Here is a 25,095-nt window from a genome sequence, read left to right on the forward strand (position 1 = left end):
CGCTTTAAAGGGGGAGGAGAGCATGGAAAACGTGGGGGAAAAGAGAAAACGGTTCGAGCTGCTGATGAAGCAGGGGGAAATACCGCCCGCGATCGTGGATCCCTATTTTCTGGATGGTCATATCGAACAGGTGGAGATCAGCCGGAGCAATCAGGAATGGAGAATCACCATCTGGAAGGAAACCTTGGTCCCCGGTGAGGTGTACCGGACGTTCTGTCTGAGGCTTCAGGAGAAAATGCAGCATATTGCAAAGCTGTCGTTTGTGTTCAGATATGCGGAAGAAGTAGACCGCAAAGATATCGTCGGCGCATACTGGAACCTTTTCCTGGAGTGGGTTCACCGAGAAATTCCTTCCGTCAACGGCTGGATGGCCCGGGCTAAGCATGAGCTGGACGGGGAAACCCTCATGGTCACGATGTCCGACAATACGTCGCTGGAGCTGGCGAGAAAAAAGCAGATCGACCAGGCGCTCACTCGTTTCTTCGCGCATTACTTCGAGGTTCCTCTCCGCGTCAAAATTCAAGTCGGCGAAATCCAGCGGGAAATGTACGAGGAGTTCGAGCAGAAGAAGCTCGAGGAAGAGCGTGAGGTTATCCAGAAGATGATCTCCAGCATGGAGGCGGAGACGCGCGCAGCTGAGGGTGACGATGAGGAAGTCTTTCTTCAGGTCGGTTACGATATTAAGGAGCAACCGGTTCCGATTCAGGAAATCCAGGACGAAGAGAAGAAAATTACGGTTCAGGGCACGATTTTTGGCCTGGACCGCAAAGAGCTGCGCAACGGCAGCACGCTGTTCATGTTTAACCTGACGGACTTTACGGATTCCCTGCAGATGAAAATGTTCGCCAAGACGAAGGAAGATGTCAAAGTTCTGAGCCTGCTGGCCAACGGCAAATGGGTGAAAGCCCGCGGACGCGTCGAGATGGACCGCTTTATGACGATTCCCGAGCTGGTCATGATCCCTTCGGATTTGATCGAAGTCCAGGCGCCACCTACCCGCAAGGATAATGCTCCGGAGAAGCGGGTGGAATTCCACCTGCATACGACGATGAGCACGATGGACGCCGTGACGCCAATCGACCAGTACATCAAGACAGCCGCCAAGTGGGGCCACAAAGCGATTGCCGTGTCCGATCACGGTGGCGTGCAGTGTTATCCCGAAGCGGCGAAAGCCGCGAAGAAAAACGGGATCAAGATGATTTACGGCGTCGAGGCCAACGTGGTGAACGATTCCGTTCCGGTCGTCATGCAGCCGAAGCCGATGGACTTGAAGTCTGCGACTTACATCGTATTCGATATCGAGACCACCGGCCTGTCGATCACGAACAACAAAATCATCGAGCTTGCGGCCGTCAAAATACATGAAGGCAAGGAAGTCGACCGCTACGCTACGTTTGTTAACCCACATGAAAAAATACCTTATCACATCCAGCAGCTGACCAACATTAACGACGAGATGGTCAAGGATGCGCCGGAGCTTGAACCCGTCATCCAAGACTTCGTCAAGTTTGTCGGTGACGGCGTACTTGTGGCTCACAACGCACGGTTCGACGTGGGCTTCATCCAGGCTGCCCTGAAGGGGCTCGGCATGCCGGAACTGGACAACCCGGCGCTGGATACGCTGGAGCTGGCCAGATTGCTTCACCCGACGATGAAAAACCACCGCCTCAACACGTTGGCGGATAAGTATAAAGTGGCGCTGGAAAGCCACCACCGGGCGATTGACGATACGATTGCCCTCGCCGGCATTCTGGACGGACTGCTGGCCGATGCCGAGAAGATCAAAGGGCTGACCCGCCTGGAACGCCTGAACGATTACGTCGGCAAGGATCTGTCCAATTCTCGTCCGTTCCACTGCGGAATCTACGCGCTGAACGCGATCGGCAAGAAAAACTTGTACAAGCTGGTGTCGATGTCGCACACCGAATATTTCAAACGGGTGCCTTGCATCCCGAAATCGAAGCTGGAGGAGATGCGCGAAGGGCTGCTGGTCATCTCCGGCTGCGAGAAGGGCGAGTTCTTCGAGACCGTGCTGAACAAGACGGTGGAGGAGGCGACCGAGGTGGCGGAGTTCTATGATATTTTGGAAATTCAGCCGCTGACGATGTACATGCACCTTGTAGATAAAGGGCTCGTCGGAAGCACCGTTGAGCTGAAGAACGCCATCAAGACGGTGTGCGAGATCGGGGAAAAGCTGAACAAGCCCGTGATTGCCACCGGCAATGTGCACTACCTGGAGCCGCGGGACAAGCTGTTCCGGGACATTACGATTCACGGCATCACGGGCTTCAGCCCGCTGAAGGATATCCGCAAGCCGGATGCCCATTTCCGGACGACGGAAGAGATGCTGGAGGAATTCGAGTTCCTTGGTCCGGAGAAGGCGATGGAAGTGGTTGTGAAGAATACCAACGATCTTGCCGACCGCTTTGAGGAGTACGAGTTGTTCCCGGACAAGCTGTTTACGCCGATTATCGAGGGGGCGGATGAGGAAATCCGCAACACTTGCTATGCCACGGCGCGGTCGATTTATGGCGAAGACCTGCCGGAAGTTGTCGTCGCGCGGCTGGAGAAGGAGCTGGAGCCGATTATCAAATACGGCTTCTCCGCCAACTATCTCATTTCCGAGCGGCTGGTGAAAAAGTCGAACCAGGACGGCTACCTTGTCGGTTCGCGGGGATCCGTCGGATCGTCTGTCGTCGCGACGTTCCTCGGCATTTCCGAGGTTAACCCGCTGCCCGCGCATTATATTTGCAAAAATCCGGAATGCAAGCACAGCGAATGGTTCCTGGACGGCAGCGTGCCGAGCGGATTTGACCTTCCGGACAAGCAATGCCCGAACTGCGGCCAAATGCTGAAGGGCGAAGGCCAGGATATCCCGTTCGAAACGTTCCTTGGCTTTAAGGGCGACAAGGTTCCCGATATCGACTTGAACTTTTCCGGGGAATATCAGCCTCATGCCCACAATTACACCAAAGTGCTGTTTGGCGAGAAAAGTGTATTCCGCGCAGGGACCATCGGTACCGTGGCGGAGAAAACGGCATTTGGTTATACAAAAAAATATGAGGAAGACCATCACCAGAAGTGGCGCGGAGCGGAGCTGAACCGGCTCGCCGCCGGATGCACCGGCGTCAAGCGGAGCACGGGCCAGCACCCGGGCGGCATCGTCGTCGTCCCTGACTACATGGAAGTGGAAGACATCACGCCGGTTCAATTCCCGGCTGACGATACGAACGCGGAATGGAAGACGACCCACTTCGATTATCACGCCTTCGACGCGAACCTGCTCAAGCTTGATATTCTGGGGCACGATGATCCGACCATGATGCGGATGCTGCAGGACTTGACAGGGGTCGATCCGACGACGATTCCGATGAACGATCCGAAGGTCATGAGCATGTTCAACTCAACGGAGGCGCTCGGGGTAAGGCCCGAACAAATCCGGACACCGGTGGCCACCTACGGCGTGCCGGAGATGGGGACGAAGTTCGTCCGCCAGATGCTGATTGAGTCGAAGCCATCCTCCTTTGCCGACTTGCTGCAGATTTCGGGCCTGTCCCACGGAACGGGCGTATGGCTCGGCAATGCACAGGAGCTCATCAAGAACGGCACCTGCAACATCAAAACGGTGATCGGCTGCCGTGACGACATCATGCTGTTCCTGATTTATAAAGCTGGCATGGATGCGAGCCTGGCGTTTAAAATTACGGAAAGCGTGCGTAAGGGCAAGGGCTTGACGCCGGAATGGATCGAGGAGATGAAGCGGTGCAAGGTGCCGCAGTGGTATATCGATTCCTGTCTCAAAATCCAGTACATGTTCCCGAAAGCACACGCCGCTGCATATGTTATCTCTGCGGTGCGCACGGCTTACTTCAAGCTGTACCATCCGATCGAATATTATGCCACTTACTTCTCGGTCCGGGCAGAAGACTTCGATATCGAGCTGTGCTGCCAAGGCTATGAGGCCATCTACCGGCAAATCGAAGAGATCGAGCAGAAGGGCTTCCAGGCGACAACCAAGGAAAAAAGCATGCTCTCGATCCTCGAGATGGCACTGGAAATGACCGCACGCGGCTTTACGTTCAAGCCGATCGATCTGTACCGTTCCGATGCGACCCGGTTTACGGTGGACGGAGAATCGTTGATTCCACCGTTCTCGGCGCTGGCCGGTATCGGGGATAACGCGGCCAAGAACATCGCTGCCGCCCGCGAATACGGGGAGTTTCTCTCCATTGAGGATTTCCAGCAGAAATCCAAAGCGAGCAAGACGATCATTGAGCTGCTCACTGGGATGGGCTGCTTCAGGGGGCTTCCGGAGAGCAACCAGCTTTCGTTATTTTAATTCCGTCTTTTGCGTGCAACGCCCTAACCCCTTGCTGCACAAGGTTTAGTCAAGGCATCATACTTGTCAGTACTCCCAGACTATGTTATAATTTTTTTGGTAATCATGTAGATAAAACCGTTGTTTAAAGAGTGGGGCGACCCACTCTTTACTCTTTGGTATATAGGATATTTGAAGCCTTGGAGGTTATAATCTTTGAGCACACCGAAGATCAAAGGAATTGTGGAACAAATGGTACAGCCCTATTTGGATGAGCATAACTTCGAGCTTGTCGACATCGAATACGTGAAGGAAGGCAGCAACTACTTTCTTCGCGTCTTTGTTGACAAGGAAGGCGGCATCGACATTGATGACTGCGGGATGATCAGCGAGTATCTGAGCGGGAAGCTGGACGAGAACGATCCGATTCCCGAAGCTTACTTTCTGGAAGTCTCCTCCCCTGGCGCCGAACGTCCGCTCAAGAAGAAGGAAGACGTAGCCAAAGCCGTCGGCAAAGATGTTTTTGTAACGGTTTACGAGCAAGTAGAAGGCCAGAAGGAACTTGAAGGCCGGCTTCTTTCGTTCGAGGATGACGTTCTTGTCATTTCTGCGGGCAAGAAGGAATACAGCATCCCGTATGCAAAAGTTGCCAGCGCCAGACTGGCGATTGTTTTTTAAATACAAGGCTGCACTTTGAAAGGGGGAATTGATTTCCAATGAGTATGGATTTTATTGAAGCGATGAATGAGTTGGAAAGAGAGAAAGGAATCAGCAAGGACATTTTGTTCGAAGCCATTGAGGCGGCGCTGATCTCCAGCTACAAACGGAATTTTAACACGGCGCAGAACGTTCGCGTCGACATGAACCGGAATACCGGGGTTATCAAAGTGTTTGCCCGCAAGCTGATTGTGGAAGAGGTGCTGGATCCCCGCACCGAAATTTCCCTGCCTGCCGCCCGCGAGATCAATCCGCATTTCCAAATTGACGATATTGCGGAAATCGAGGTCACTCCCCGGGATTTCGGCCGGATTGCCGCCCAGACGGCCAAACAGGTCGTTACGCAGCGGATCCGTGAGGCGGAGCGCGGCCTGATTTATAACGCCTTCGTCGACAAAGAAGAGGATATCGTGACCGGTACGGTCCAGCGCCAGGATCCTCGCAACTTCTACGTGGATCTGGGCAAGGTGGAAGCGGTGCTGCCGCTCAACGAGCTGATGCCGAACGAAAAGTTCAAGCACGCCGACCGGATCAAAGCCTACATCACGAAGGTGGAGAATACGACCAAGGGGCCGCAAATCATGCTGTCCCGGACGCATCCGGGGCTCTTGAAGCGATTGTTCGAGCTGGAGGTTCCGGAAATTTTTGACGGTGTCGTGGAAATTCGCTCCGTCGCCCGTGAAGCCGGATTCCGCTCGAAGATCGCGGTGTATTCCCGCAACCCGGAAGTGGATCCTGTCGGCTCCTGCGTCGGGCCGAAAGGCTTGCGTGTGCAGACCATTGTCAATGAGCTGCGCGGTGAAAAAATCGACATCGTCCGTTATTCCGAGCAGGTGGAAGAGTATGTGGCCAATGCCCTCAGCCCTTCCAAGGTTCTGGAAGTGATTGTATTTGAGGACGAGAAGATGGCACGTGTCATCGTGCCGGATTATCAATTGTCTCTCGCGATCGGGATCAAAGGGCAAAACGCCCGCCTTGCAGCCAAGCTGACAGGATGGAAGATCGATATTAAGAGTGAGAGCCAGGCGGAACAGGAATTCGGCAGACCGAAAACATCCTCGGGTGAAATGCATCAAGATTCCGTCTCCGTCGATTAATTCCAAACAGGACGGGGGTCGCGGCATGAAACAAAGAAAAGTCCCGCTGCGCAAATGCGTGGCATGCCAGGAAATGATGCCCAAGAAGGAACTGATCCGTATTGTCAAAACGCCGGAAGATGAAGTGCTGATCGACCTGACTGGCAAGAAGTCGGGCCGGGGGGCTTACCTCTGCGGCAAAGTATCTTGCTTTAAACTGGCACAGAAGAACAAATCACTGGATCGGGCTCTGAAGCATCATGTCAAACCGGAAATTTACGAACAGCTCGCAGATGACTTTGTGCTCGTGGAAGACGAATTTTTGGCCGTAAAGGAACGTACGGTTGATGAGTAAAACTTTATCCCGCCTGGGTCTTGCCATGCGGGCGGGGAAAGTGGTCACCGGCGACGAAATCGTCCTGAAAGCGATCCGGTCTTCCGAAGCGAAACTGGTCATGCTGGCGGCTGACGCCTCAGCCAATACACAAAAAAAGTTCCGCGACAAATGCGGAACATACAACATTCCTCTGGTGATCGGATTTGACCGGGAAAGCCTGGGCACAAGCATTGGAAAGCCCGAAAGGGTTGTGCTCGCCATTACGGATCAAGGATTCGCAGAAATGATCTCCAAGAGTCTTGGAGATAATTCGGAGGTGGAGTATATTGAGTAAACAGGACAGTAAAGATAAGCTGCGCGTGTACGAATATGCAAAATCACTTAATATGAGCAGTAAGGAAATCATAACCATTTTGAAAAGGCTTGATATTCCCGTTAACAATCATATGAGCGTTATGGAGAATGATGCGGTCTCGAAGGTGGAACAATTTTTCAAGGATATTAAGTCGAATGCGGCCGCCAAGCGGGAAGGCGGAGACCGCCAGACCGTGGCGAGCACTTCCGCGGTCAGAAACGAGGCAGGCACTCAGCGTAACCAGGGCGGCCGGGCAGCCGGATCGGACCCATCACAAAAACAACAGGAAAAGCAGGTAGGTATGAATAATAAATTGAATAACACCACACAAACAGGGTCGCAAAGACCGCAGGGCGGGCAAGATTCCCGCAGAAGTCACTCAGGATCTCAGCAAAGCAGACCGCAAGGTCAATCGAATGGATCGGGCAACCGTCCGCAAGGCGCGGGTGCCGGATCGAATAACCGGAATCAAGGTTCCCAAGGAGGCCGTCCGCAAGGATCCGGCCAGGGCGGCAATCGCCCCCAAGGATCTGGTCAAGGCGGCAATCGCCCTCAAGGATCGCAGCAGGGTGGCGGCCAGCGCTCGGGCGCAGGACGCCCGCAGCAGCAATCCACCGGAAACCGCGGTCCGCAAGGAAACGCCGGCGGCGACAACAACTTCTCCAGAAGCAACGATAACCGCGGCGGCGGCAATCGCGGTCAGAACCGCGGCAACAGCAACGGTTCGAAACGCTTTGACGACAACCGCCAGGGCGGAGGATTTAACCGGAACAATCGCGGTGGTAAGAACAACCGCGGCAGACAACAGTCTCAGCAGCCGCCGCGCGAGAAGATCGACAACACGCCGAAGAAGATTATCGTCCGCGGCAACATGACCGTTGGCGAAACGGCCAAACTGCTTCATAAGGATGCTTCCGAAGTCATTAAGAAGCTGATCCAGATGGGCGTCATGGCAACGATCAACCAGGAACTCGACATCGATACGATTTTGCTGCTTGCCGGCGAATTTGGCGTCGAAGTCGAAGTGAAGATCGTGGTCGAGGACGATCGCTTCGAGACCGTCGAAGAGAACGACGATCCGGCTGATCTGAAGTCGCGTCCGCCGGTTGTCACCATTATGGGTCACGTCGACCATGGTAAAACGACGCTGCTGGATGCCATCCGTTCCACGAACGTAACCGGCGGCGAAGCCGGAGGCATCACCCAGCACATCGGTGCTTATCAGGTGGAGATCAACAACAAGAAGATCACGTTCCTTGATACGCCGGGCCACGAAGCGTTTACGGCCATGCGTGCGCGCGGTGCGCAAATTACCGACATTACGATCATTGTGGTCGCTGCCGACGACGGCGTCATGCCGCAGACGGTGGAAGCTATCAACCACGCGAAGGCGGCCGAGCTGCCGATCATCGTGGCAGTGAACAAAATCGACAAACCGGATGCTAATCCGGATAAAGTGAAGCAGGAGCTGACCGAATACGGTCTCGTTCCGGAAGAGTGGGGCGGAGACACGATTTTCGTCAACGTATCCGCGAAGCAAAGAATGGGGCTTGAGGATCTGCTTGAGATGATCCTTCTGGTCGCCGAAGTGAACGAATACAAAGCGAATCCGGACAAACGCGCCCGCGGTGCGGTGATCGAGGCCGAGCTGGATAAAGGCCGCGGACCGGTGGCCCGCGTGCTGGTACAGCACGGTACGCTGAAAGTCGGGGATGCGTTTGTGGCAGGCAACTGCTTTGGCCGCGTCCGGGCGATGGTCAACGACAAGGGTCGCCGTTTGAAGGAAGCCGGACCGTCTACGCCGGTGGAAATCACCGGTCTGACCGAGGTTCCGCTTGCCGGCGATCCGTTCATGGTATTTGAAGACGAGCGCAAGGCCCGTTCGATTGCCGAGAAACGCGCCATCACCCAGCGTCAGTCCGATCTTGGCAGCAACGTCCGCGTCACGCTGGACGATCTGTTCAAGCACATCAAGGACGGCGAGATCAAGGACCTGAACGTCATCATCAAAGGCGACGTGCAGGGTTCGGTCGAAGCGCTGAAAGGCTCGCTCTCCAAGATCGAAGTGGAAGGCGTTCGCGTCAAAATCATCCACAGCGGCGCAGGGGCAATTACCGAGTCCGATATCATTCTGGCAGCGGCGTCCAATGCGATCGTCATCGGCTTTAACGTCCGTCCAGATCCGCAGGCTGGCGCAACCGCCGAGCAGGAAAAAGTGGATATCCGCCTGCATCGCGTCATTTACAACGTCATTGAAGAAATCGAGCAGGCCATGAAGGGCATGCTGGATCCGGAATATAAAGAAGTGGTTATCGGCCACGCGGAAGTGCGCAACCTCTTCAAAATCAGCAAAGTGGGTACGATTGCCGGATGTATGGTTACATCAGGCAAGATCGCGCGTAACGCCGAAGTCCGCCTGATCCGCGACGGCATCGTCATCCATGAAGGTAAGATCGATACGCTCAAACGTTTCAAGGACGACGCTAAAGAAGTGGCACAGGGTTATGAATGTGGCATTACTTTGGAAAGCTATAATGACGTCAAGGAAGGCGACGTTATTGAAGCGTTCATCATGGAAACGGTGGAGCGCAAGTAGAGAGGTGAACAGGCATGGCTAAAATTCGGACTGGACGGGTTGGAGAGCAGATCAAGAAAGAGCTGAGCCAGCTTATCCAAAGCGAACTGAAGGACCCGCGCATCGGTTTCGTTACCGTAACCGGTGTGGATGTGACGAACGATTTGTCGCAGGCGAAAGTTTATTTAAGCGTTCTGGGGGATAACGAGCAGAAGAACAACACGCTGAAGGCTCTGGAGAAGGCGAACGGCTTTCTCCGCTCGGAGCTCGGCAAGCGAGTCCGGCTGCGCCATACCCCGGAGCTGATTTTTAAGTTTGACGAATCCATCGCGTATGGCAGTCACATCGAGAAGCTCCTCGGTGAAATCGGAAAAAACGAAGATAACTAAATAAAAGATTTAAAGGAGACGGCCAATGCAGACCTATGAACAATCGCTTGAGCAGGCAAAGGAGTTTTTGCTGACGCATGATGATTATCTTGTAGTGTCTCATATTCAGCCGGACGGAGATGCAGTCAGTTCCACAGTTGCCGTGGGCTGGCTTCTCTCATGTCTGGGCAAAAAATTTACTCTGATCAATGAAGGGCCGATTCCTGAACGGATGAAATTTTTATGCCTGTCAGAGCAGATCGTGAATATGGAGCTTCATCCACCGGAACGTTCATTCAAGCATGTCATTTGTGTGGATTGCGCCGATTTTGGGAGAGTGGGATTGACGCAGCAATGTTTCGCTCCGGATGCCTTGATCTTAAACATCGATCACCACCCGACCAACAACGGTTACGGGAGCGCGACGCTGATCAAGCCGGACGCTGCGGCGACGGCCGAAATTTTATATGATCTGATCCATGCTTTCGGATTTCAATGGACGAAGGAGATTGCGACCGCGATCTACACCGGGCTGCTGACGGACACCGGCGGTTTCCGTTATTCCAATACGTCCCCTAAAGTGATGGCGGCGGCTTCCGAGCTGCTCGGCTATGGGGTCAACGGGCCGGAGCTGTCGGAGACCCTGCTCGAGGCAATGACCCTGCCCCAGATGAAGGTGCTGGTCAAAGCGTTGAACACACTCGAGATGACGCCGGACGGCAAAATCAGCTGGGTATACGTCACTCCCGAGCATATGGTGGAAGCCGGGGCGGCCAACGATGACCTGGAAGGAATCGTGAACTATCCGCGGAATATTCAGGGCGTCGAGGTCGGCATTTTATTCAAAGTGATCAATGACCAAGCGGTCAAAGTAAGCCTGCGTTCTGCAGGCAAAGTTGACGTAGCCGCCCTGGCGCAGACGTTTGGTGGCGGCGGGCATGTCCGCGCAGCGGGGTGCCGGATCGAAGGAACACTGGATACGATTATTCCTCAGGTTATAGAACGGGTGAGACGATTCTTATGAGCAGCTTAGAAGGTGTATTGGCCATCGATAAGCCGGCGGGGATGACTTCCCACGATGTCGTTGCCAAGGCGCGCCGTATATTGAAAATGAAGCGGATTGGGCACACCGGAACCTTGGATCCCGAAGTTACCGGTGTTCTGCCGCTCTGCCTCGGCCGGGCGACCCGGGTGGTGGAGTACATGCAGGAGCTTCCGAAGGAATATGCAGCTACCCTGCGGCTGGGCATTGCCACCGACACTGAGGATTTGACCGGTACGGTCACGGAATCTGTGGACGAGGTCCATGTCACGCCGGAAGATGTGGAGAAGGTGCTCCACTCTTTTGAAGGGACGATTTCCCAGGTGCCCCCCATGTACTCTGCGGTCAAGGTCGGAGGCAAACGGCTCTACGAGCTGGCCCGGGAGGGCAAGACGGTTGAGCGCAAAAGCCGCGAGGTGACGATTCACGAAATTGAAATGACCGGCTCGGCCTGGCAAGGGCCTTATCTGGACATTTCCTTTCGGGTTCTGTGCTCCAAGGGGACGTACATTCGGACGTTATGCGTAGATATCGGGCGGGCTCTGCATCTGCCGTCAACGATGGTGAAGCTGGAGCGCACGATGTCGGCAGGAATTCCGGCTTCGAAGTGCCTCACGCTCGAAGATATCGAGCGCCTGACGGCGACGGGTGAGCTGGACGAGCATTTGATTCCGGTCGACGAAGCGGTCCGGCATCTTCCGGCACATACTGTGGCCGAGGACAAGGCGGCTGCCGCCTTGCAGGGTCAGAGGCTCTCGGGCAGAGCGGTTACGCCGGAGGTCATACTGCCCGGATGCATACGACTGTATGATCCAAAGGGAACGTTTCTCGGCATTTTCGAAAAACAGGCAGAGACGGGGGCCATTGCTCCGGTCAAGGTATTTCTACCAGAGTCATAATGATTATCTATGGAATTGCAGGTGAAAGAACAGTGAAGACCGTATATTTATCGTACCCGCTGCCTGCGGAGGTCATCCGGGAGCATACCCAGCCGCAGGTCGCAGCCATCGGACAGTTCGACGGAGTGCACCTTGGTCATGCCAGTGTCATCTCTTCTGCGGTGAATCTGGCAAAGGGCAAGCACATCCCTTCGGCCGTCATGACATTCCATCCGCATCCGAAGGACGTGATGAAGAAAGGGGACTACGAGGGCAGCTTGACGCCCCTGCAGGAGAAGCAGGAGCTGCTGGCCGGCCTGGGGGTCGATATCGTATACGTTGTTGAGTTTAACGATTCCTTTTCCCATGTAAGTCCGCAGGAATTTGTGGAAGGCATGCTGTTTCCCTTGGGCATCGAGGCGGCCGTGGTCGGTTTTGATTTCCGCTTTGGCCACAAGGGGGAAGGCAATGCCGAGATGCTCCGCCTGCTGGGGAACGGCCGGCTGGACGTCGAAGTCATCCCGCCGTTCGAGCTGGAAGGCGGCAAGGTCAGCAGTACGGAAATTCGCAAAGCGCTGCAAAGGGGTGACCTGGAGCGGGCCGGCCGTCTGCTCGGCCGCAGCTACCGGCTGCGCGGAACCGTTGTCGGCGGAGAAAAACGCGGCCGTACCATCGGTTTTCCGACGGCCAACCTGAAACTGGACGATAAGTTCGTCATTCCGGTTAAGGGTGTCTACGCGGTACGAGCCTTTTTGAACGGAAGGATTTTTCCCGGCGTCATGAATGTGGGGGTCAAACCAACGTTTCATGAGAACGAAACGGTGCCAAGCTTTGAGGTTCACTTGTTTGACTTTGACCGGGAAATTTACGGCGAGCAGGTCTCGGTGGAACTGGTCCATTTTATCCGGAATGAGCGGAAGTTCCCTTCCGTACCGGAACTCATCGCCCAGATCCAGGCGGACGCGGATCGCGCCAGAGAACTTTTGAAGTCGGGCCGCTAAAGCTTACGCGCTGGCGAACATTTACTTTTGCCGGTGAAGTATGCTATACTGATAAACGTTGCTGGATGCCTATGGGCTGAAGGAAACCTTAGCTTGGATACACGATCTCACCGACGGTTTCTAGGCTAACGGCGATTATTTATGTTAAGGAGGTGAACAGGATGGCATTGACTCAAGAACGCAAACAACAACTGATCGAAGAGCACAAAACTCATGAGTCCGATACAGGATCTCCTGAAGTGCAAATTGCTATCCTTACGGAGAACATCGTTAATTTGACAGACCACCTGCGTACGCACAAGAAGGATCATCATTCCCGTCGCGGTCTTTTGAAAATGGTCGGTCAACGCCGTAAGCTGTTGGCATACTTGAAAAACAAGGATGTTAAACGCTATAGCGCTCTGATTGAAAAACTTGGATTGCGTCGTTAATAATCCATATTGTTCTACGGAAAGCAGCCTGGTTGTTCACCGTTTGTCCTTCTAGGAGTGACAGCGGGGCAACCGGGTTGCTTTTTATGCAGGACTATATGAATTATCCCCATCTGGGGAATACTGATTGAGTAATAAAGGAGGGATTTCATGGAAAGTCGTGTTGAAATGCAGTTGGGCGGCAGAACCCTGGTCATGGAGACCGGACGCCTCGCGAAGCAGGCTAACGCCGCCGTGATGGTCCGCTACGGGGAAACGGCCGTACTTTGTACAGTGACCGCCTCCAGCGAACCGAAGGATCTGGACTTTTTTCCGCTGACTGTAAACTATGAAGAAAGATTGTATGCCGTAGGTAAAATCCCGGGGGGCTTTATCAAACGGGAAGGCAGACCGAGTGAGAAGGCCATTCTGGCCAGCCGTCTGACCGACCGCCCGATTCGTCCGCTGTTCCCGGAAGGCTTCCGTAACGATGTGCAGGTGCTGAACCTTGTCATGAGCGTGGATCAGGACTGCTCGCCGGATATTGCGGCCATGATCGGTACTTCCGCAGCGCTGAGTATTTCGGACGTGCCGTTTGACGGACCGATCGGCGGTGTCATCGTAGGACGTGTAGACGGACAATTTATTATTAATCCGGACATCGCGCAGCAGGAGAAAAGTGATATTTACCTGGTCGTTGCAGGCACCAGAGACGCCATCATGATGGTTGAAGCCGAGGCGAACGAGGTTCCTGAGGAAACGATGCTGGAAGCGATTATGTTCGGTCACGAGGAGATCAAAAAGATCGTTTCCGTCATTGACGAACTGACGCAAAAAGCCGGCAAACCGAAAATGGAAGTGAAGCTCCATGCGGTTGACGCCCAGGTTAATGCCGAAGTACGCGAATTCGCTGCACAGCGCCTCGTAGAAGCGGTACGTATCGCCGAGAAGCATGCCCGCCAGGACGCAATTGATGCGATCAACGAAGAAACGGTAACTTTCTTTGAACAAAAATACATAGAGACGCCTGAGCTCTTGAAAGATGTCAAAGAAGTGCTGCATGATATTGTCAAAGAAGAAGTAAGACGCCTGATCACCCACGATAAAGTCCGTCCTGACGGCCGGGGTCTGGACGAGATCCGTCCGATCGAATGCGATACGAACATTCTGCCGCGCACGCACGGTACAGGTTTGTTCACTCGCGGTCAAACCCAGGCTCTCAGCGTATGTACGTTGGGTGCGCTCGGTGACGTGCAAATTCTGGACGGCATCGATTTGCAGGAAACCAAACGCTTTATGCACCATTATAACTTCCCTCCGTTCAGCGTAGGCGAAGCCCGTCCGCTTCGTGCACCGGGACGCCGCGAAATCGGCCACGGCGCGCTGGGTGAACGCGCTCTGTCGAAGGTCATTCCATCGGAGACCGAGTTCCCGTACACGATTCGTCTCGTTTCCGAAGTGCTGGAGTCGAACGGTTCCACATCCCAGGCAAGTATTTGCGCAAGCACACTGGCCATGATGGATGCCGGGGTACCGATCAAGGCGCCGGTTGCCGGTGTAGCCATGGGTCTGATTAAAGACGGAGAGCATGTATCCATTCTGACGGATATTCAGGGAATGGAAGACCATCTGGGCGATATGGACTTCAAAGTGGCCGGTACGGCTGAAGGGGTAACCGCCATTCAGATGGACATCAAAATTGCCGGCATTGACCGCCAGATTTTGAACGACGCTCTGAAGCAGGCCAAAGAAGGCCGGATGTTTATCCTGAGCAAAATGATGGAAGCGATCCAGAAGCCAAGAGAGACGCTGTCTCCTTATGCTCCGAAGATCATCGTCATGAACATCAATCCGGACAAGATCCGCGACGTGATCGGCGCAGGCGGCAAGATCATCAACAAGATCATCGAGGAAACCGGCGTGAAGATCGACATCGAGCAGGACGGACGCGTCTTCATCGCATCGTCCAATGAGGAAATGAACCAGAAAGCCCGCTCTATTATTGAAGGCATCGTCCGTGAAGTCGAAGTCGGCGAAATTTATGTCGGCACCGTCAAACGGGTCGAGAAATTCGGCGCTTTCGTCGAAGTGCTTCCGAATAAAGAGGGACTTGTGCACATTTCCCAGCTCTCGACCGAGCGTGTCGGCAAAGTTGAGGACGTCGTGAATGTCGGAGATACGATCACTGTCAAAGTGACCGAGATCGACCAGCAGGGACGTATCAACCTGTCGCGCAAAGCGGTGTTGGTTGCAGAATCCAAGGCTTAAATCAAGCGGAACGGCTTCGTCAAGAAGCCACGCTTGCTACCATATGCAGTCTAAGAGACAGAAAGTACTCACTTCTGGCTCTTTTTTTATAATATCAGAAGGATAAACTCCAGAGTCATTGCTTCCTGATATTGCAAGAAAAATTACCTTTGAACGCGGTCTGTCTTCTCTGAAGGTACATTCGATAGACGCTTTTCTTATAATATCAGAATGTATAAACTCCAGAGCCATGGCTTCCTGATATTGCAAGAAAAATCACCTTTGAACGCGGTCAAAACCTCCGGATGCTCTCTCGTGGCCTCCATTCATAATCCCGCTCGTCCCTTCATATGATGGGACAAAGTATGTTAAGGGAGATGAGCGGAAAAATGAACGGGAGACGGACAGCCATTGTGCTTGCCTGTTTTGCCACCATCGTCGGGCTCGCGCAGACCGGTGCGGTCGGGGACTATTTTCAGGACGTACGGCACCATCTGACTGCTCAAACTGCGTTTGAGCCCCAGACGGACGAGAAGCAGCTGGATCCGCTGTACAAGCAGATTCAGGAGAAGGCCGAGGCCACGCGGATTCCGCCGGTAGATGCGGTCGTGGACCGCGTCTGGAAGGCCATTCCGGGGTACAACGGCCTGGAGATCGACGTAGACGAGACCTATAAGCGGGCCAAGGCCCAGGGAGCCACGGCTCCGATTACATATGTGTACCGTCAAATCCCCCCCAAGGTGAACCTGGGCGATTTGGCGGTTGAACCGATTTATAAAGGGAACCCGAAAAAGCCGATGGTTTCCCTGATGATTAACGTCGCATGGGGGGACGAGTACATCGTTCCGATGCTCGATACGCTGGATGCGGAGAACGTAAAGGCAACCTTCTTCTTTGACGGGAGCTGGTTGAAGAAAAACCCGGAGATGGCCAAGGAGATTCAGAAGCGGGGGCATGAGCTGGAGAACCACGCGTATACGCATCCCAACATGAGCCAGCTGAGCCGCGAACGGGCAACGCTTGAAATCAGCAAAACCCAGCAGCTGTTGAAGGATACACTGGGTGTGACGAACAAGTGGTTTGCGCCGCCTTCCGGAGACTTTAATCAGCAGACCGTCCAAATCGCCGCCAGCCTCGGCCTGAAGACGGTGCTGTGGACGCTGGACACGGTGGATTGGCGGAAGCCTTCACCCGATTCCATCGTCAACAAGATCTCTGCCAAAGTGGAGCCGGGCACCTTGATTCTGATGCATCCGACCTCCTCCTCCTCCCAGGCGCTGAAGGGCATGATCCGGGTGATCAAGGCGAAAGGCCTTGTACTGGGTACGGTCAGCCAGACGCTGTCCCCCGAGAGAGTCACGGCGCCCAAGGTTGAGTGAGACCGCTTTTTTTGATAGGATAGGGATTGCGCTGGCTGTAGACAGGAAAGTTACGGCTCGGCCATCGTTTGCATGAAGAACGGATTACTAGTTAGAACTGGACAGGGGCAGCCTGGAGGTTCATTGGATTAATTTTAGGAGGGCCTCTCGCGTGAAAAAAATAAACTTAAGCAACGGCCTTAGAGTAGTCATGGAGAAAATACCGACGATGCGGTCGGTGTCCTTTGGCATTTGGGTAAAGACGGGCTCCCGCCACGAAACCTTGGCCAACAACGGCATTTCCCATTTTATCGAGCACATGCTGTTTAAAGGGACTGAACGGTTTGACGCCAAGGCGATTGCCGAGGAATTCGATGCCATTGGCGGCAATGTGAATGCCTTTACTTCTAAGGAATATACCTGTTTTTATGCCAAGGTGCTGGATGAGCATCTGCCGATCGCCGTAGACGTGCTCGCCGATATGTTCTTCCGTTCCAAGCTGGACGGTGAGGAGCTGGCTAAGGAGAAGAACGTCATTTTGGAAGAGATTTCGATGTACGAAGATACGCCGGACGACATGGTGCACGACCTGATGGCTAAGGCGGTCTACGGGGATCATCCGCTCGCCTATCCGATTCTGGGAACGAAGGAACAGCTGGAAAGCATGGGATCTTCCGACCTTCGGGCCTACATGGATGAGCACTATACGATCGAGAACACCGTCATCAGCGTGGCAGGTAACATTGACGATAACATTGTGGAGCTGCTGGAACGCCATTTCGGCGGTTTCCAAACCAGCGGGCGGGTGAGCGAATTGACCGTGCCTTCATTCCAGAGCGGGATCTTGTATCATAAAAAGAAGACGGAGCAGAATCATATCTGCCTGTCCTTCCCGGGGTGCTCGATCCACGACCCGCTTCAGTACGCCATGATTCTGCTCAATAACAGCATCGGCGGCGGGATGAGCTCGCGATTGTTCCAGGAAATCCGGGAAAAGCGGGGGCTCGCTTATTCGGTATATTCCTACCACAGCTCCAACGAAGACAGCGGTTTGTTTACGATCTATGCCGGAACCGCGCCGAAGCAAACCAATGAGGTCATGGGCTTAACCAAAGAGGTGCTGGCGGATGTGGCCGTTCATGGGATGAGCGAGGACGAACTCCGGAAAGGGAAGGAGCAGCTGAAGGGCAGCCTGATTCTGAGCCTTGAGGGCACTGGAAGTCGTATGAACCGGCTCGGCAAAAACGAGCTGATGCTGGGCAAGCATTTTTCGCTCGATGACATGATCGAAAAGATCGAAAACGTGACGATGAACGATGTGAACGCCGTGCTGGACCGGATGTTCAGTCAGCCGTTCGCGCTGGCGATGGTCGGATCGACGGACCGCGCCATTGCAGGGTTAAGGAGGGACGATTTTGTCACACTACGTACAAATTCATAAATTGCCGGGTCACGAGGATGTGCGACTTCCGGAGAAAATGTCCGGCTCCGCCTCCGGCTATGACCTGTACGCCGCCGTTGAAGAAGAAGTCGTCCTCCAGCCGGGGGAGCGCAGGCTCATCCCGACCGGGTTTGCCATCGCCATGCCCGACGGGCTGGAAGCACAAATCCGCCCGAGAAGCGGGCTGGCGCTGAAGCACGGTATCACCTGCCTTAATACGCCGGGGACGATCGACGCCGATTACCGCGGGGAAATCAAGGTGCTGCTGATCAATCTCGGCCAGGAGCCTTTTGCGATCACCCGAAACGAGCGCATCGCCCAAATGGTGTTCATGGAAGTGCCGCAGGTGACGTTTGAGCAGGTGGACGTGCTGTCCGAAACCGTTCGCGGTGAGGGCGGATTCGGACACACCGGCAAATAGTTTATAGTTCAATACAGCCTGGAGTTCGTTCCCGAAAGGGTTCGGTCTCCAGGCTTTTTTACATAAAGGAAATATAAACTTCAGAGACCCTGCTTCCTATATCGCAAGGGAAATTGCTGCTAAATGCGGTCCGGCTTTCTGAACAGTGCGCCTACAGACGTTTTTTATTTGACGGGCGTCTTTCACCCCTCCTTAGGCAGCGGCATATGATGGATTCATAACAGTGTTTTTGAAAGGAGTGACATCCTTGTGCTGACTGGAGTTCATATTGTGTTCCTAGGCGGGGATGCACGGCAGATCGAGGTGATCCGTAAATGTTCGGAGATGGATGCCACCGTCAGCGTAGTCGGATTCGACAAGCTGAATGAAAGGGTCTTGGGAGTCTCGTGGGAACGCCTCTCTTCTGAACTGCTTTCTGCGGCAGACGTTCTCGTGCTGCCTGTTGTCGGGTGTGATGATACAGGAGCGATCCAGACACCATATTCTGGAGAGTCCTTAAAGCTGCTGGATGAGCATTTGGCCGCTCTTCCGTCGCATTGTACCGTTTATACGGGAATGGCAAAACCCTATCTGCGCAGCCTTTGCGCAAGCCACGAGGTACGCCTGTTGGAACTGCTGGACCGGGATGACGTTGCCATTTTCAATTCGATCCCAACGGCGGAAGGCGCACTGGTGATGGCAATCCAGAATACGCCGTTTACGATCCACGGTTCGGATTGTATTGTGCTGGGATTGGGGAGAACCGGGTTTACGATGGCGAAAAGCCTGCAGGGGCTCGGGGCGAAGGTGAGGGCCGGCGTCAGGTCGGAAAAGGATTTTGCCAGAGCGGAGGTCATGGGCTGGGAGCCTTTCCTGACAAGGGATTTGGAGGATCACGTGCGAAGTGTCGACTTGATTTTTAACACGATTCCGACTATGATAGTCACAGCGCAAATCCTGTCAAGAATGCCCCAAAGCGCCGTCATTATTGACCTTGCTTCGGCTCCCGGAGGATGTGATTTCCGGTATGCGGAGAAGCGAGGAATTAAGGCCTTGCTGGCTCCCGGATTACCTGGAATCGTAGCTCCCAAAACAGCTGGAATGATTATTGCCAATGCTTTGGTACAGTTGATTTCGGACGAGATCAAGATTCGGGGGGATGGGGAATGAACTTGCAGGGTAAAACGGTAGGTTATGCGATTACGGGTTCACATTGTACGCTTGCTGAAATTATGCCGCAGATTCAACGATTTATGGACGCCGGTGCCAAAGTGGTGCCGATTGTCTCCAATTCGGTGCAGGTAACGGACACCCGCTTCGGCACATCCGCGAGCTGGCTGGAACAGCTGAAGAACATCACGGGGAGCGAGATCATCACCTCAATTGTGGATGCGGAGCCTCTGGGACCGTCCAAACTGCTCGACGTGCTGGTCATTGCGCCTTGCACGGGCAATACGACAAGCAAGCTGGCCAATGCCATTACGGACAGTCCTGTCTTGATGGCCGCCAAGGCACAAATGCGGAATTTGCGTCCGCTGGTGCTGGCGATTTCCACCAATGACGGATTGGGATTAAACGCAGCGAATATCGCCAAGCTGCTTGTGACCAAGAACATTTATTTTGTTCCGTTCGGTCAGGATAATCCGGTGCAGAAGCCCAATTCGCTGGTTGCGAATATGGAGCTGATCCCTGAAGCGTGCGATGCAGCTCTTGAAGGAAGACAACTGCAGCCTATGCTGATTCAGCGCATGTTTTCCGCGTAATCCAGATCGGCTGCATTCGTTTCGAGTTCCGGCACCCGAAACTGCATTGTCCAGCCCCTAGCAGATGCTGCGGGCGGTAATTTTGCGCCCCATGCCGTAAGACACGGGGCTGTTTGCATCGTTTATTCCGGGCCGCCGTAATCGGATAAATATCAGTGTACAGGACATAAGTTGAATGATCCAAATGGTCGTAGAGACCAAATAGTAAATGTAGGACGACTCGATCGAAGTGATCGCAGCCTGTTTTGCTTATCCCGGTTGGATGCGGCACCGGATCTTGTTAGGATGCCGATTCGGGCGGGAACAGGAAACTAGGCTGCGATTACGAACTGCTGGCCAAAGCGCATGTGTTCATGCTTTGGCTCTGAGGAAGGGTACAGCCGTCATGGCTGTACACGTCACAGGAAATCGACGCAGCTAAACGTTCTGCCGTTCTTATCTAGCATGGGGGAATTGAAATGAGCATCTTAGTACAGAAATTCGGCGGTACATCTTTGTCGACTCCGCAAGCAAGGGAACTCGTCATCAAGCACATTAGACGCGAGCTGGACAACGGTTATCAGCTTGTTGTCGTCGTTTCCGCTATGGGACGCAAGGGGGAGCCATATGCGACCGACACGCTCCTGGACTGGGTCTCCCAGAACGGGAACGCTCTTCCGTCGCGGGAGCGGGATTTACTGCTGTGCTGCGGTGAAATCATATCGGCTGCCACGCTGTGCAGCCTGCTGGAGGATGAAGGCATCACCTCCACAGTGCTGACCGGGGCTCAGGCCGGATTTGTCACCGATGATCAATACGGCAACGCGCGGATTAAGGACGTGCGTCCGGAGCGGATTGTGAAGGAGCTCGAAACGCATCAGGTGGTCGTTGTTACCGGTTTTCAGGGTCAGACCGAAACCGGGGACTTCACCACTTTGGGGCGGGGCGGAAGCGATACTTCGGCAACGGCGCTGGGTGCGGCGCTGCGTGCCGAAATGGTTGACATCTACACGGACGTCAACGGGATTCTGACAGCGGATCCCCGGATCGTCGAAGACGCCAAACCGCTCTCCGTCGTAAGCTACGCTGAAATTTGCAACATGGCCCAATACGGAGCCAAGGTTATCCACCCGAGAGCCGTTGAAATCGCGATGCAGGCGCATGTGCCGGTGCGGGTGCGGTCCACCTTTTCGGAAGATGAAGGAACGCTGGTTACCCAGCCGGAAGGCTTCAGGGACGTTCAGCTGGGCTTCATGGACCGGTATGTGACGGGAATCGCCTACGTGAGCAACGTCACTCAAATCACGGTGGAATGCGAGAACGAAGGAGATAATCTTCAGCTCAGAGTGTTTAAAGCTATGGCTGAAAATTCCATCAGCGTCGATTTTATTAATGTTACCCCGACAGGGGCGGTCTATACCGTTTTTGACCATGATTCGGAGAAAGCGATCCGGGTGCTTCAGGATTTGGGATTCCGGCCGAAGAGCCTTTCTGGCTGCGCCAAGGTTTCCGTCATCGGGGGCGGGATCAACGGCGTGCCGGGTATCATGGCCAAAATCGTCGAATCCCTAAGTGAACAAAATATCCAAATTCTGCAGTCGGCAGATTCGAATACGACCATATGGGTGCTGGTGAAAAAAGAGGACATGGTACAGTCTCTTCGGGCGCTGCACGCCAAATTCGAGCTGCATCGGTAGTCAAAAATCTGGAAAACGCACTTTTACGTCCTATTAGGAGGTTGTACAAGATGGATTTCGGTAGGTTGATTACGGCCATGGTGACTCCCTTTGATGAGCAGGGGAATGTGAACTGGACAGAAACCGCCAAGCTGATCGATTACTTAATTGAGGACCAGCGGTCCGAATCACTGGTTGTCTGCGGAACGACCGGTGAGTCCCCGACGCTGACGGAGGAAGAAAAGCTCAAGCTGTTCGAATTTGCAGTGGACCATGCCAAAGGGCGCTGCAAAATTATTGCCGGTACCGGCAGTAACAGCACCGCGCATTCAATCCATCTGACCCAGGAAGCCGAGAAGCTCGGGGTCGATGGTGTTTTGCTCGTTGTGCCTTATTACAACAAGCCGAACCAGGAGGGGTTGTACCGTCATTTCGAAGCCATTGCCCGCAGCACCAAGCTGCCGGTCATGCTGTATAACGTCCCTGGACGGACCGTCGTTGGCCTGAGCACCGAGACGACGCTTAGACTGGCTGAGATTCCGAACGTGGTCGCCACCAAGGAATGTGCTTCGCTCGAGCAGGTAACCCAGATCGCGGCCGGTGCGCCGGCGCATTTCCGGGTTTATTCCGGTGACGATGCATCGGGTCTGCCGGCCATGGCCGTAGGAGCATACGGTATCGTGAGCGTGGCCGGACATATCATCGGCGCTTCCATGAAGGACATGATTACGGCCTATTTGGAAGGTGAGCAGGTGCAGGCCGCACGGCTTCACCAGAAGCTGTTTCCTGTATTCAAGGGCCTGTTTGAGTCCCCGACTCCGCTGCCGAATCCGGCTGCTGTCAAATATGCGCTCAATTTGTTGGGTCATTCCGTTGGAGGCGTACGTCTTCCGCTCATCGGACCAAATGAGAAGGAAGTGGAATTTATCGAACGGTTGGTTCATTCGCTTGCGGAATAATTGAATCCTCATATAAGCTGACAGAAACAGCGTCCTTACCAGGGCGCTGTTTTTTTGTGTTTAGGATGCATGCCTTTGGGTTAAGGCCTAAGCAGGGACGCTGCTTTCGAACGGGCTTTTTGTCCATAAGGATATTTCAAATAAACAGCATGGATTTGGGGAACTCTAATGCCTACTTTCAGGGTGACTTGTGTTTTGACTTTTTTATCATGTATAATGAGGTCAAGTGACTGGGTGCGGTATATTTTTGAAATATAAATATTAAATGGTACGACGTCCAAAACCATAGGAGGGTTAGATTCATTTGTCTAAAAAAAATAATAACGATAAATTGGCGATTTTCGCGTTGGGCGGCGTCGGTGAAATCGGGAAAAACATGTATGTCATCCAATACGGCAATGACATCGTAGTCGTAGATGCCGGATTGAAGTTTCCAGAGGAGGACATGCTCGGGATCGATATCGTCATTCCCGATATTTCCTACCTGACGGAGAATCGTGATAAGGTGAGAGGCATTTTGCTGACGCACGGACACGAGGATCACATCGGTGGATTGCCTTACGTGCTGAAGCATCTGAACGTTCCTGTATACGGAACCAAGCTGACGCTTGGCCTGGTGGAGAACAAGCTGAAGGAAGCCAATCTCCTTGGCGAAACGAAGCGGATTCTGATTCACGAAGATTCCGAAGTAGCGCTCGGCTCCACGCTGAAAGCGACATTCTTCAGAACCAACCACAGTATTCCGGATTCGGTGGGGGTTTGCATCTCAACACCGGAAGGCAACGTGGTTCATACAGGCGACTTCAAGTTCGATCATACGCCGGTCAACGGACAATATGCGAACTTGCAGCGGATGGCCGCTATTGGAGAAGAAGGCGTATTGGCGCTTCTGTCGGATAGTACCAATGCTGAGAAACCGGGCTTCACGCCATCGGAGAAAAACGTGGGTGTCGTCCTTGAAGATATTTTCCGGAAATCATCCCAGCGCGTAGTTATTGCTACTTTTGCTTCGAATGTTCACCGGATTCAGCAGGTGGTCAATGCGGCGGAATCCACAGGACGGAAAATTACCGTCATCGGACGCAGCATGGTCAACGTCGTTTCCATCGCATCCGAGCTTGGATACCTTCACGTGCCGGACGGCATGCTGATCGAGCCTGAAGAAGTTAACAAAATGGCCGCTGACCGCGTCGTCGTATTGTGCACAGGCAGCCAGGGAGAGCCGATGTCCGCATTGACGCGGATGGCCCGTTCCACACACCGCAAGGTTGATATTCTGCCGGGTGATACCGTTATCATTGCCGCGACACCGGTACCGGGAAATGAGAAATATGTCGGCCGTACGATCGACGAGCTGTTCCGTCTCGGAGCGGATGTCATCTACAGCGGTTCGAATTCCGGAGTACACGTATCGGGTCACGGCAGTCAGGAAGAATTGAAGCTCATGCTGAATTTAATGAAGCCGAAATTCTTCATCCCGATCCACGGCGAGTACCGCATGCAGCGCCGTCACGCACTGCTGGCCGAGTCTGTCGGCGTAGATCCGGACAATATCTTTATTACGGATATCGGCGAGATCGTCGAAATCCAGAACGGATCTGCCCGTAAAGCCGGTAAAGTAACGGCTGGCAACGTGCTGATTGACGGATTGGGCGTTGGAGACGTTGGCAACATCGTCCTTCGCGACCGTAAACTGCTGTCACAGGACGGAATTCTGGTTGTAGTCGTTACGCTGAGCAAACAAGACGGCACGATCATGTCCGGTCCGGACATTATCTCCAGAGGATTCGTATATGTTCGTGAATCGGAAGGGCTGTTGGATGAAGCGAACCGCATTGTTTCCAGTACACTGCAGAAATTGATGAGTGAAAATGTTAATGAATGGGCTTCCTTGAAGACAGGCGTGAAGGATGCACTGGGCCGGTTCCTCTATGAGCAGACCCGCCGCAGACCGATGATTCTGCCGATCATCATGGAAGTGTAATCAATTGAATAAACCAGCGTCTTGAACAGCACACAGTCGCCCCCTTTCCGCAGGCAATATTGGACGGTTTCCTGCGGAAGGGGGCTTTTTGTCGTTTAATGACGATGTTATGAGTGATTTTGATAGGAACTGGAACCTGAAGAGACGGCCGGGCATAGGCTCTGTGAATAGGGTTATTTTTTCGGAATAATTCATGTCTTTCCTCCACCAT

Annotated in this window: 20 protein-coding genes; all 20 read left to right on the plus strand. The window is 53.7% G+C overall.

Annotated elements, in window-relative coordinates; translation table 11 throughout:
• Positions 1-22: 22 nt before the first annotated feature.
• The 20 genes from IAE55_RS16280 to IAE55_RS16375 all read left to right on the plus strand — a co-directional run bounded on the left by IAE55_RS16280 (position 23) and on the right by IAE55_RS16375 (position 24,884).
• Positions 23-4,339, plus strand: a complete 4,317-nt coding sequence (locus IAE55_RS16280) for a PolC-type DNA polymerase III (RefSeq protein WP_200633261.1) — start codon at positions 23-25, stop codon at positions 4,337-4,339.
• Between the two features lie 195 nt (positions 4,340-4,534).
• Positions 4,535-4,996 carry a ribosome maturation factor RimP gene (rimP, locus tag IAE55_RS16285; RefSeq protein ID WP_200633262.1) on the plus strand — a complete coding sequence of 154 codons (462 nt, stop codon included), beginning with the start codon at positions 4,535-4,537 and terminating at the stop codon, positions 4,994-4,996.
• 38 nt (positions 4,997-5,034) lie between these two features.
• Positions 5,035-6,132, plus strand: a complete 1,098-nt coding sequence (gene nusA, locus IAE55_RS16290) for a transcription termination factor NusA (RefSeq protein WP_105443609.1) — start codon at positions 5,035-5,037, stop codon at positions 6,130-6,132.
• A 25-nt stretch (positions 6,133-6,157) separates the two neighbouring features.
• A complete protein-coding gene (gene rnpM, locus IAE55_RS16295) occupies positions 6,158-6,466 on the plus strand; it encodes an RNase P modulator RnpM (RefSeq protein WP_200633263.1) in 309 nt (102 codons plus the stop codon).
• Positions 6,459-6,782 carry a YlxQ family RNA-binding protein gene (locus IAE55_RS16300; RefSeq protein ID WP_076168054.1) on the plus strand — a complete coding sequence of 108 codons (324 nt, stop codon included), beginning with the start codon at positions 6,459-6,461 and terminating at the stop codon, positions 6,780-6,782. The genes rnpM and IAE55_RS16300 overlap by 8 nt, the downstream gene beginning before the upstream one ends.
• Complete coding sequence (gene infB, locus IAE55_RS16305; protein ID WP_200633264.1) at positions 6,775-9,399, plus strand: translation initiation factor IF-2; 2,625 nt, start codon at positions 6,775-6,777, stop codon at positions 9,397-9,399. Before IAE55_RS16300 ends, infB begins: the two co-directional genes overlap by 8 nt.
• A 14-nt stretch (positions 9,400-9,413) precedes the next feature.
• Positions 9,414-9,767, plus strand: a complete 354-nt coding sequence (gene rbfA / locus IAE55_RS16310; RefSeq protein WP_200633265.1) for a 30S ribosome-binding factor RbfA — start codon at positions 9,414-9,416, stop codon at positions 9,765-9,767.
• 25 nt (positions 9,768-9,792) lie between these two features.
• Complete coding sequence (locus IAE55_RS16315) at positions 9,793-10,770, plus strand: DHH family phosphoesterase (protein ID WP_200633266.1); 978 nt, start codon at positions 9,793-9,795, stop codon at positions 10,768-10,770.
• Positions 10,767-11,687 (plus strand): tRNA pseudouridine(55) synthase TruB, encoded by a 921-nt coding sequence (gene truB, locus IAE55_RS16320; RefSeq protein WP_105443606.1) that lies wholly within the window; start codon positions 10,767-10,769, stop codon positions 11,685-11,687. Before IAE55_RS16315 ends, truB begins: the two co-directional genes overlap by 4 nt.
• Positions 11,687-12,667: a bifunctional riboflavin kinase/FAD synthetase gene (locus IAE55_RS16325; protein ID WP_438822497.1), complete on the plus strand. Its 981-nt coding sequence runs from the start codon at positions 11,687-11,689 to the stop codon at positions 12,665-12,667. The genes truB and IAE55_RS16325 overlap by 1 nt, the downstream gene beginning before the upstream one ends.
• Positions 12,668-12,828: 161 nt before the next feature.
• On the plus strand, positions 12,829-13,098 hold the full coding sequence (rpsO, locus tag IAE55_RS16330) for a 30S ribosomal protein S15 (protein WP_076168040.1): 270 nt from the start codon (positions 12,829-12,831) through the stop codon (positions 13,096-13,098).
• A gap of 150 nt (positions 13,099-13,248) precedes the next feature.
• Positions 13,249-15,345, plus strand: coding sequence for a polyribonucleotide nucleotidyltransferase (gene pnp / locus IAE55_RS16335; protein ID WP_152402278.1), 2,097 nt, complete (start codon positions 13,249-13,251; stop codon positions 15,343-15,345).
• 368 nt (positions 15,346-15,713) lie between these two features.
• On the plus strand, positions 15,714-16,703 hold the full coding sequence (locus IAE55_RS16340; RefSeq protein ID WP_145134886.1) for a polysaccharide deacetylase family protein: 990 nt from the start codon (positions 15,714-15,716) through the stop codon (positions 16,701-16,703).
• A gap of 190 nt (positions 16,704-16,893) precedes the next feature.
• The gene (locus tag IAE55_RS16345) at positions 16,894-18,123 is read left to right on the plus strand and encodes a M16 family metallopeptidase (RefSeq protein ID WP_234489635.1); all 1,230 of its coding nucleotides are present in this window, start codon (positions 16,894-16,896) and stop codon (positions 18,121-18,123) included.
• The gene (gene dut, locus IAE55_RS16350; protein ID WP_076168030.1) at positions 18,098-18,544 is read left to right on the plus strand and encodes a dUTP diphosphatase; all 447 of its coding nucleotides are present in this window, start codon (positions 18,098-18,100) and stop codon (positions 18,542-18,544) included. The genes IAE55_RS16345 and dut overlap by 26 nt, the downstream gene beginning before the upstream one ends.
• 249 nt (positions 18,545-18,793) lie before the next feature.
• Positions 18,794-19,693, plus strand: a complete 900-nt coding sequence (dpsA, locus tag IAE55_RS16355; protein WP_076168027.1) for a dipicolinate synthase subunit DpsA — start codon at positions 18,794-18,796, stop codon at positions 19,691-19,693.
• A complete protein-coding gene (locus IAE55_RS16360) occupies positions 19,690-20,286 on the plus strand; it encodes a dipicolinate synthase subunit B (protein WP_116231223.1) in 597 nt (198 codons plus the stop codon). The genes dpsA and IAE55_RS16360 overlap by 4 nt, the downstream gene beginning before the upstream one ends.
• A gap of 458 nt (positions 20,287-20,744) precedes the next feature.
• Positions 20,745-21,962 carry an aspartate kinase gene (dapG, locus tag IAE55_RS16365; protein WP_105443600.1) on the plus strand — a complete coding sequence of 406 codons (1,218 nt, stop codon included), beginning with the start codon at positions 20,745-20,747 and terminating at the stop codon, positions 21,960-21,962.
• A gap of 50 nt (positions 21,963-22,012) precedes the next feature.
• On the plus strand, positions 22,013-22,900 hold the full coding sequence (dapA, locus tag IAE55_RS16370; protein ID WP_200633267.1) for a 4-hydroxy-tetrahydrodipicolinate synthase: 888 nt from the start codon (positions 22,013-22,015) through the stop codon (positions 22,898-22,900).
• A gap of 304 nt (positions 22,901-23,204) precedes the next feature.
• Positions 23,205-24,884, plus strand: coding sequence for a ribonuclease J (locus IAE55_RS16375; RefSeq protein WP_105443599.1), 1,680 nt, complete (start codon positions 23,205-23,207; stop codon positions 24,882-24,884).
• Positions 24,885-25,095: the final 211 nt, after the last annotated feature.

It is taken from the genome of Paenibacillus sp. S28 (assembly GCF_016624415.1).
GTDB lineage: Bacteria > Bacillota > Bacilli > Paenibacillales > Paenibacillaceae > Paenibacillus_AQ > Paenibacillus_AQ favisporus.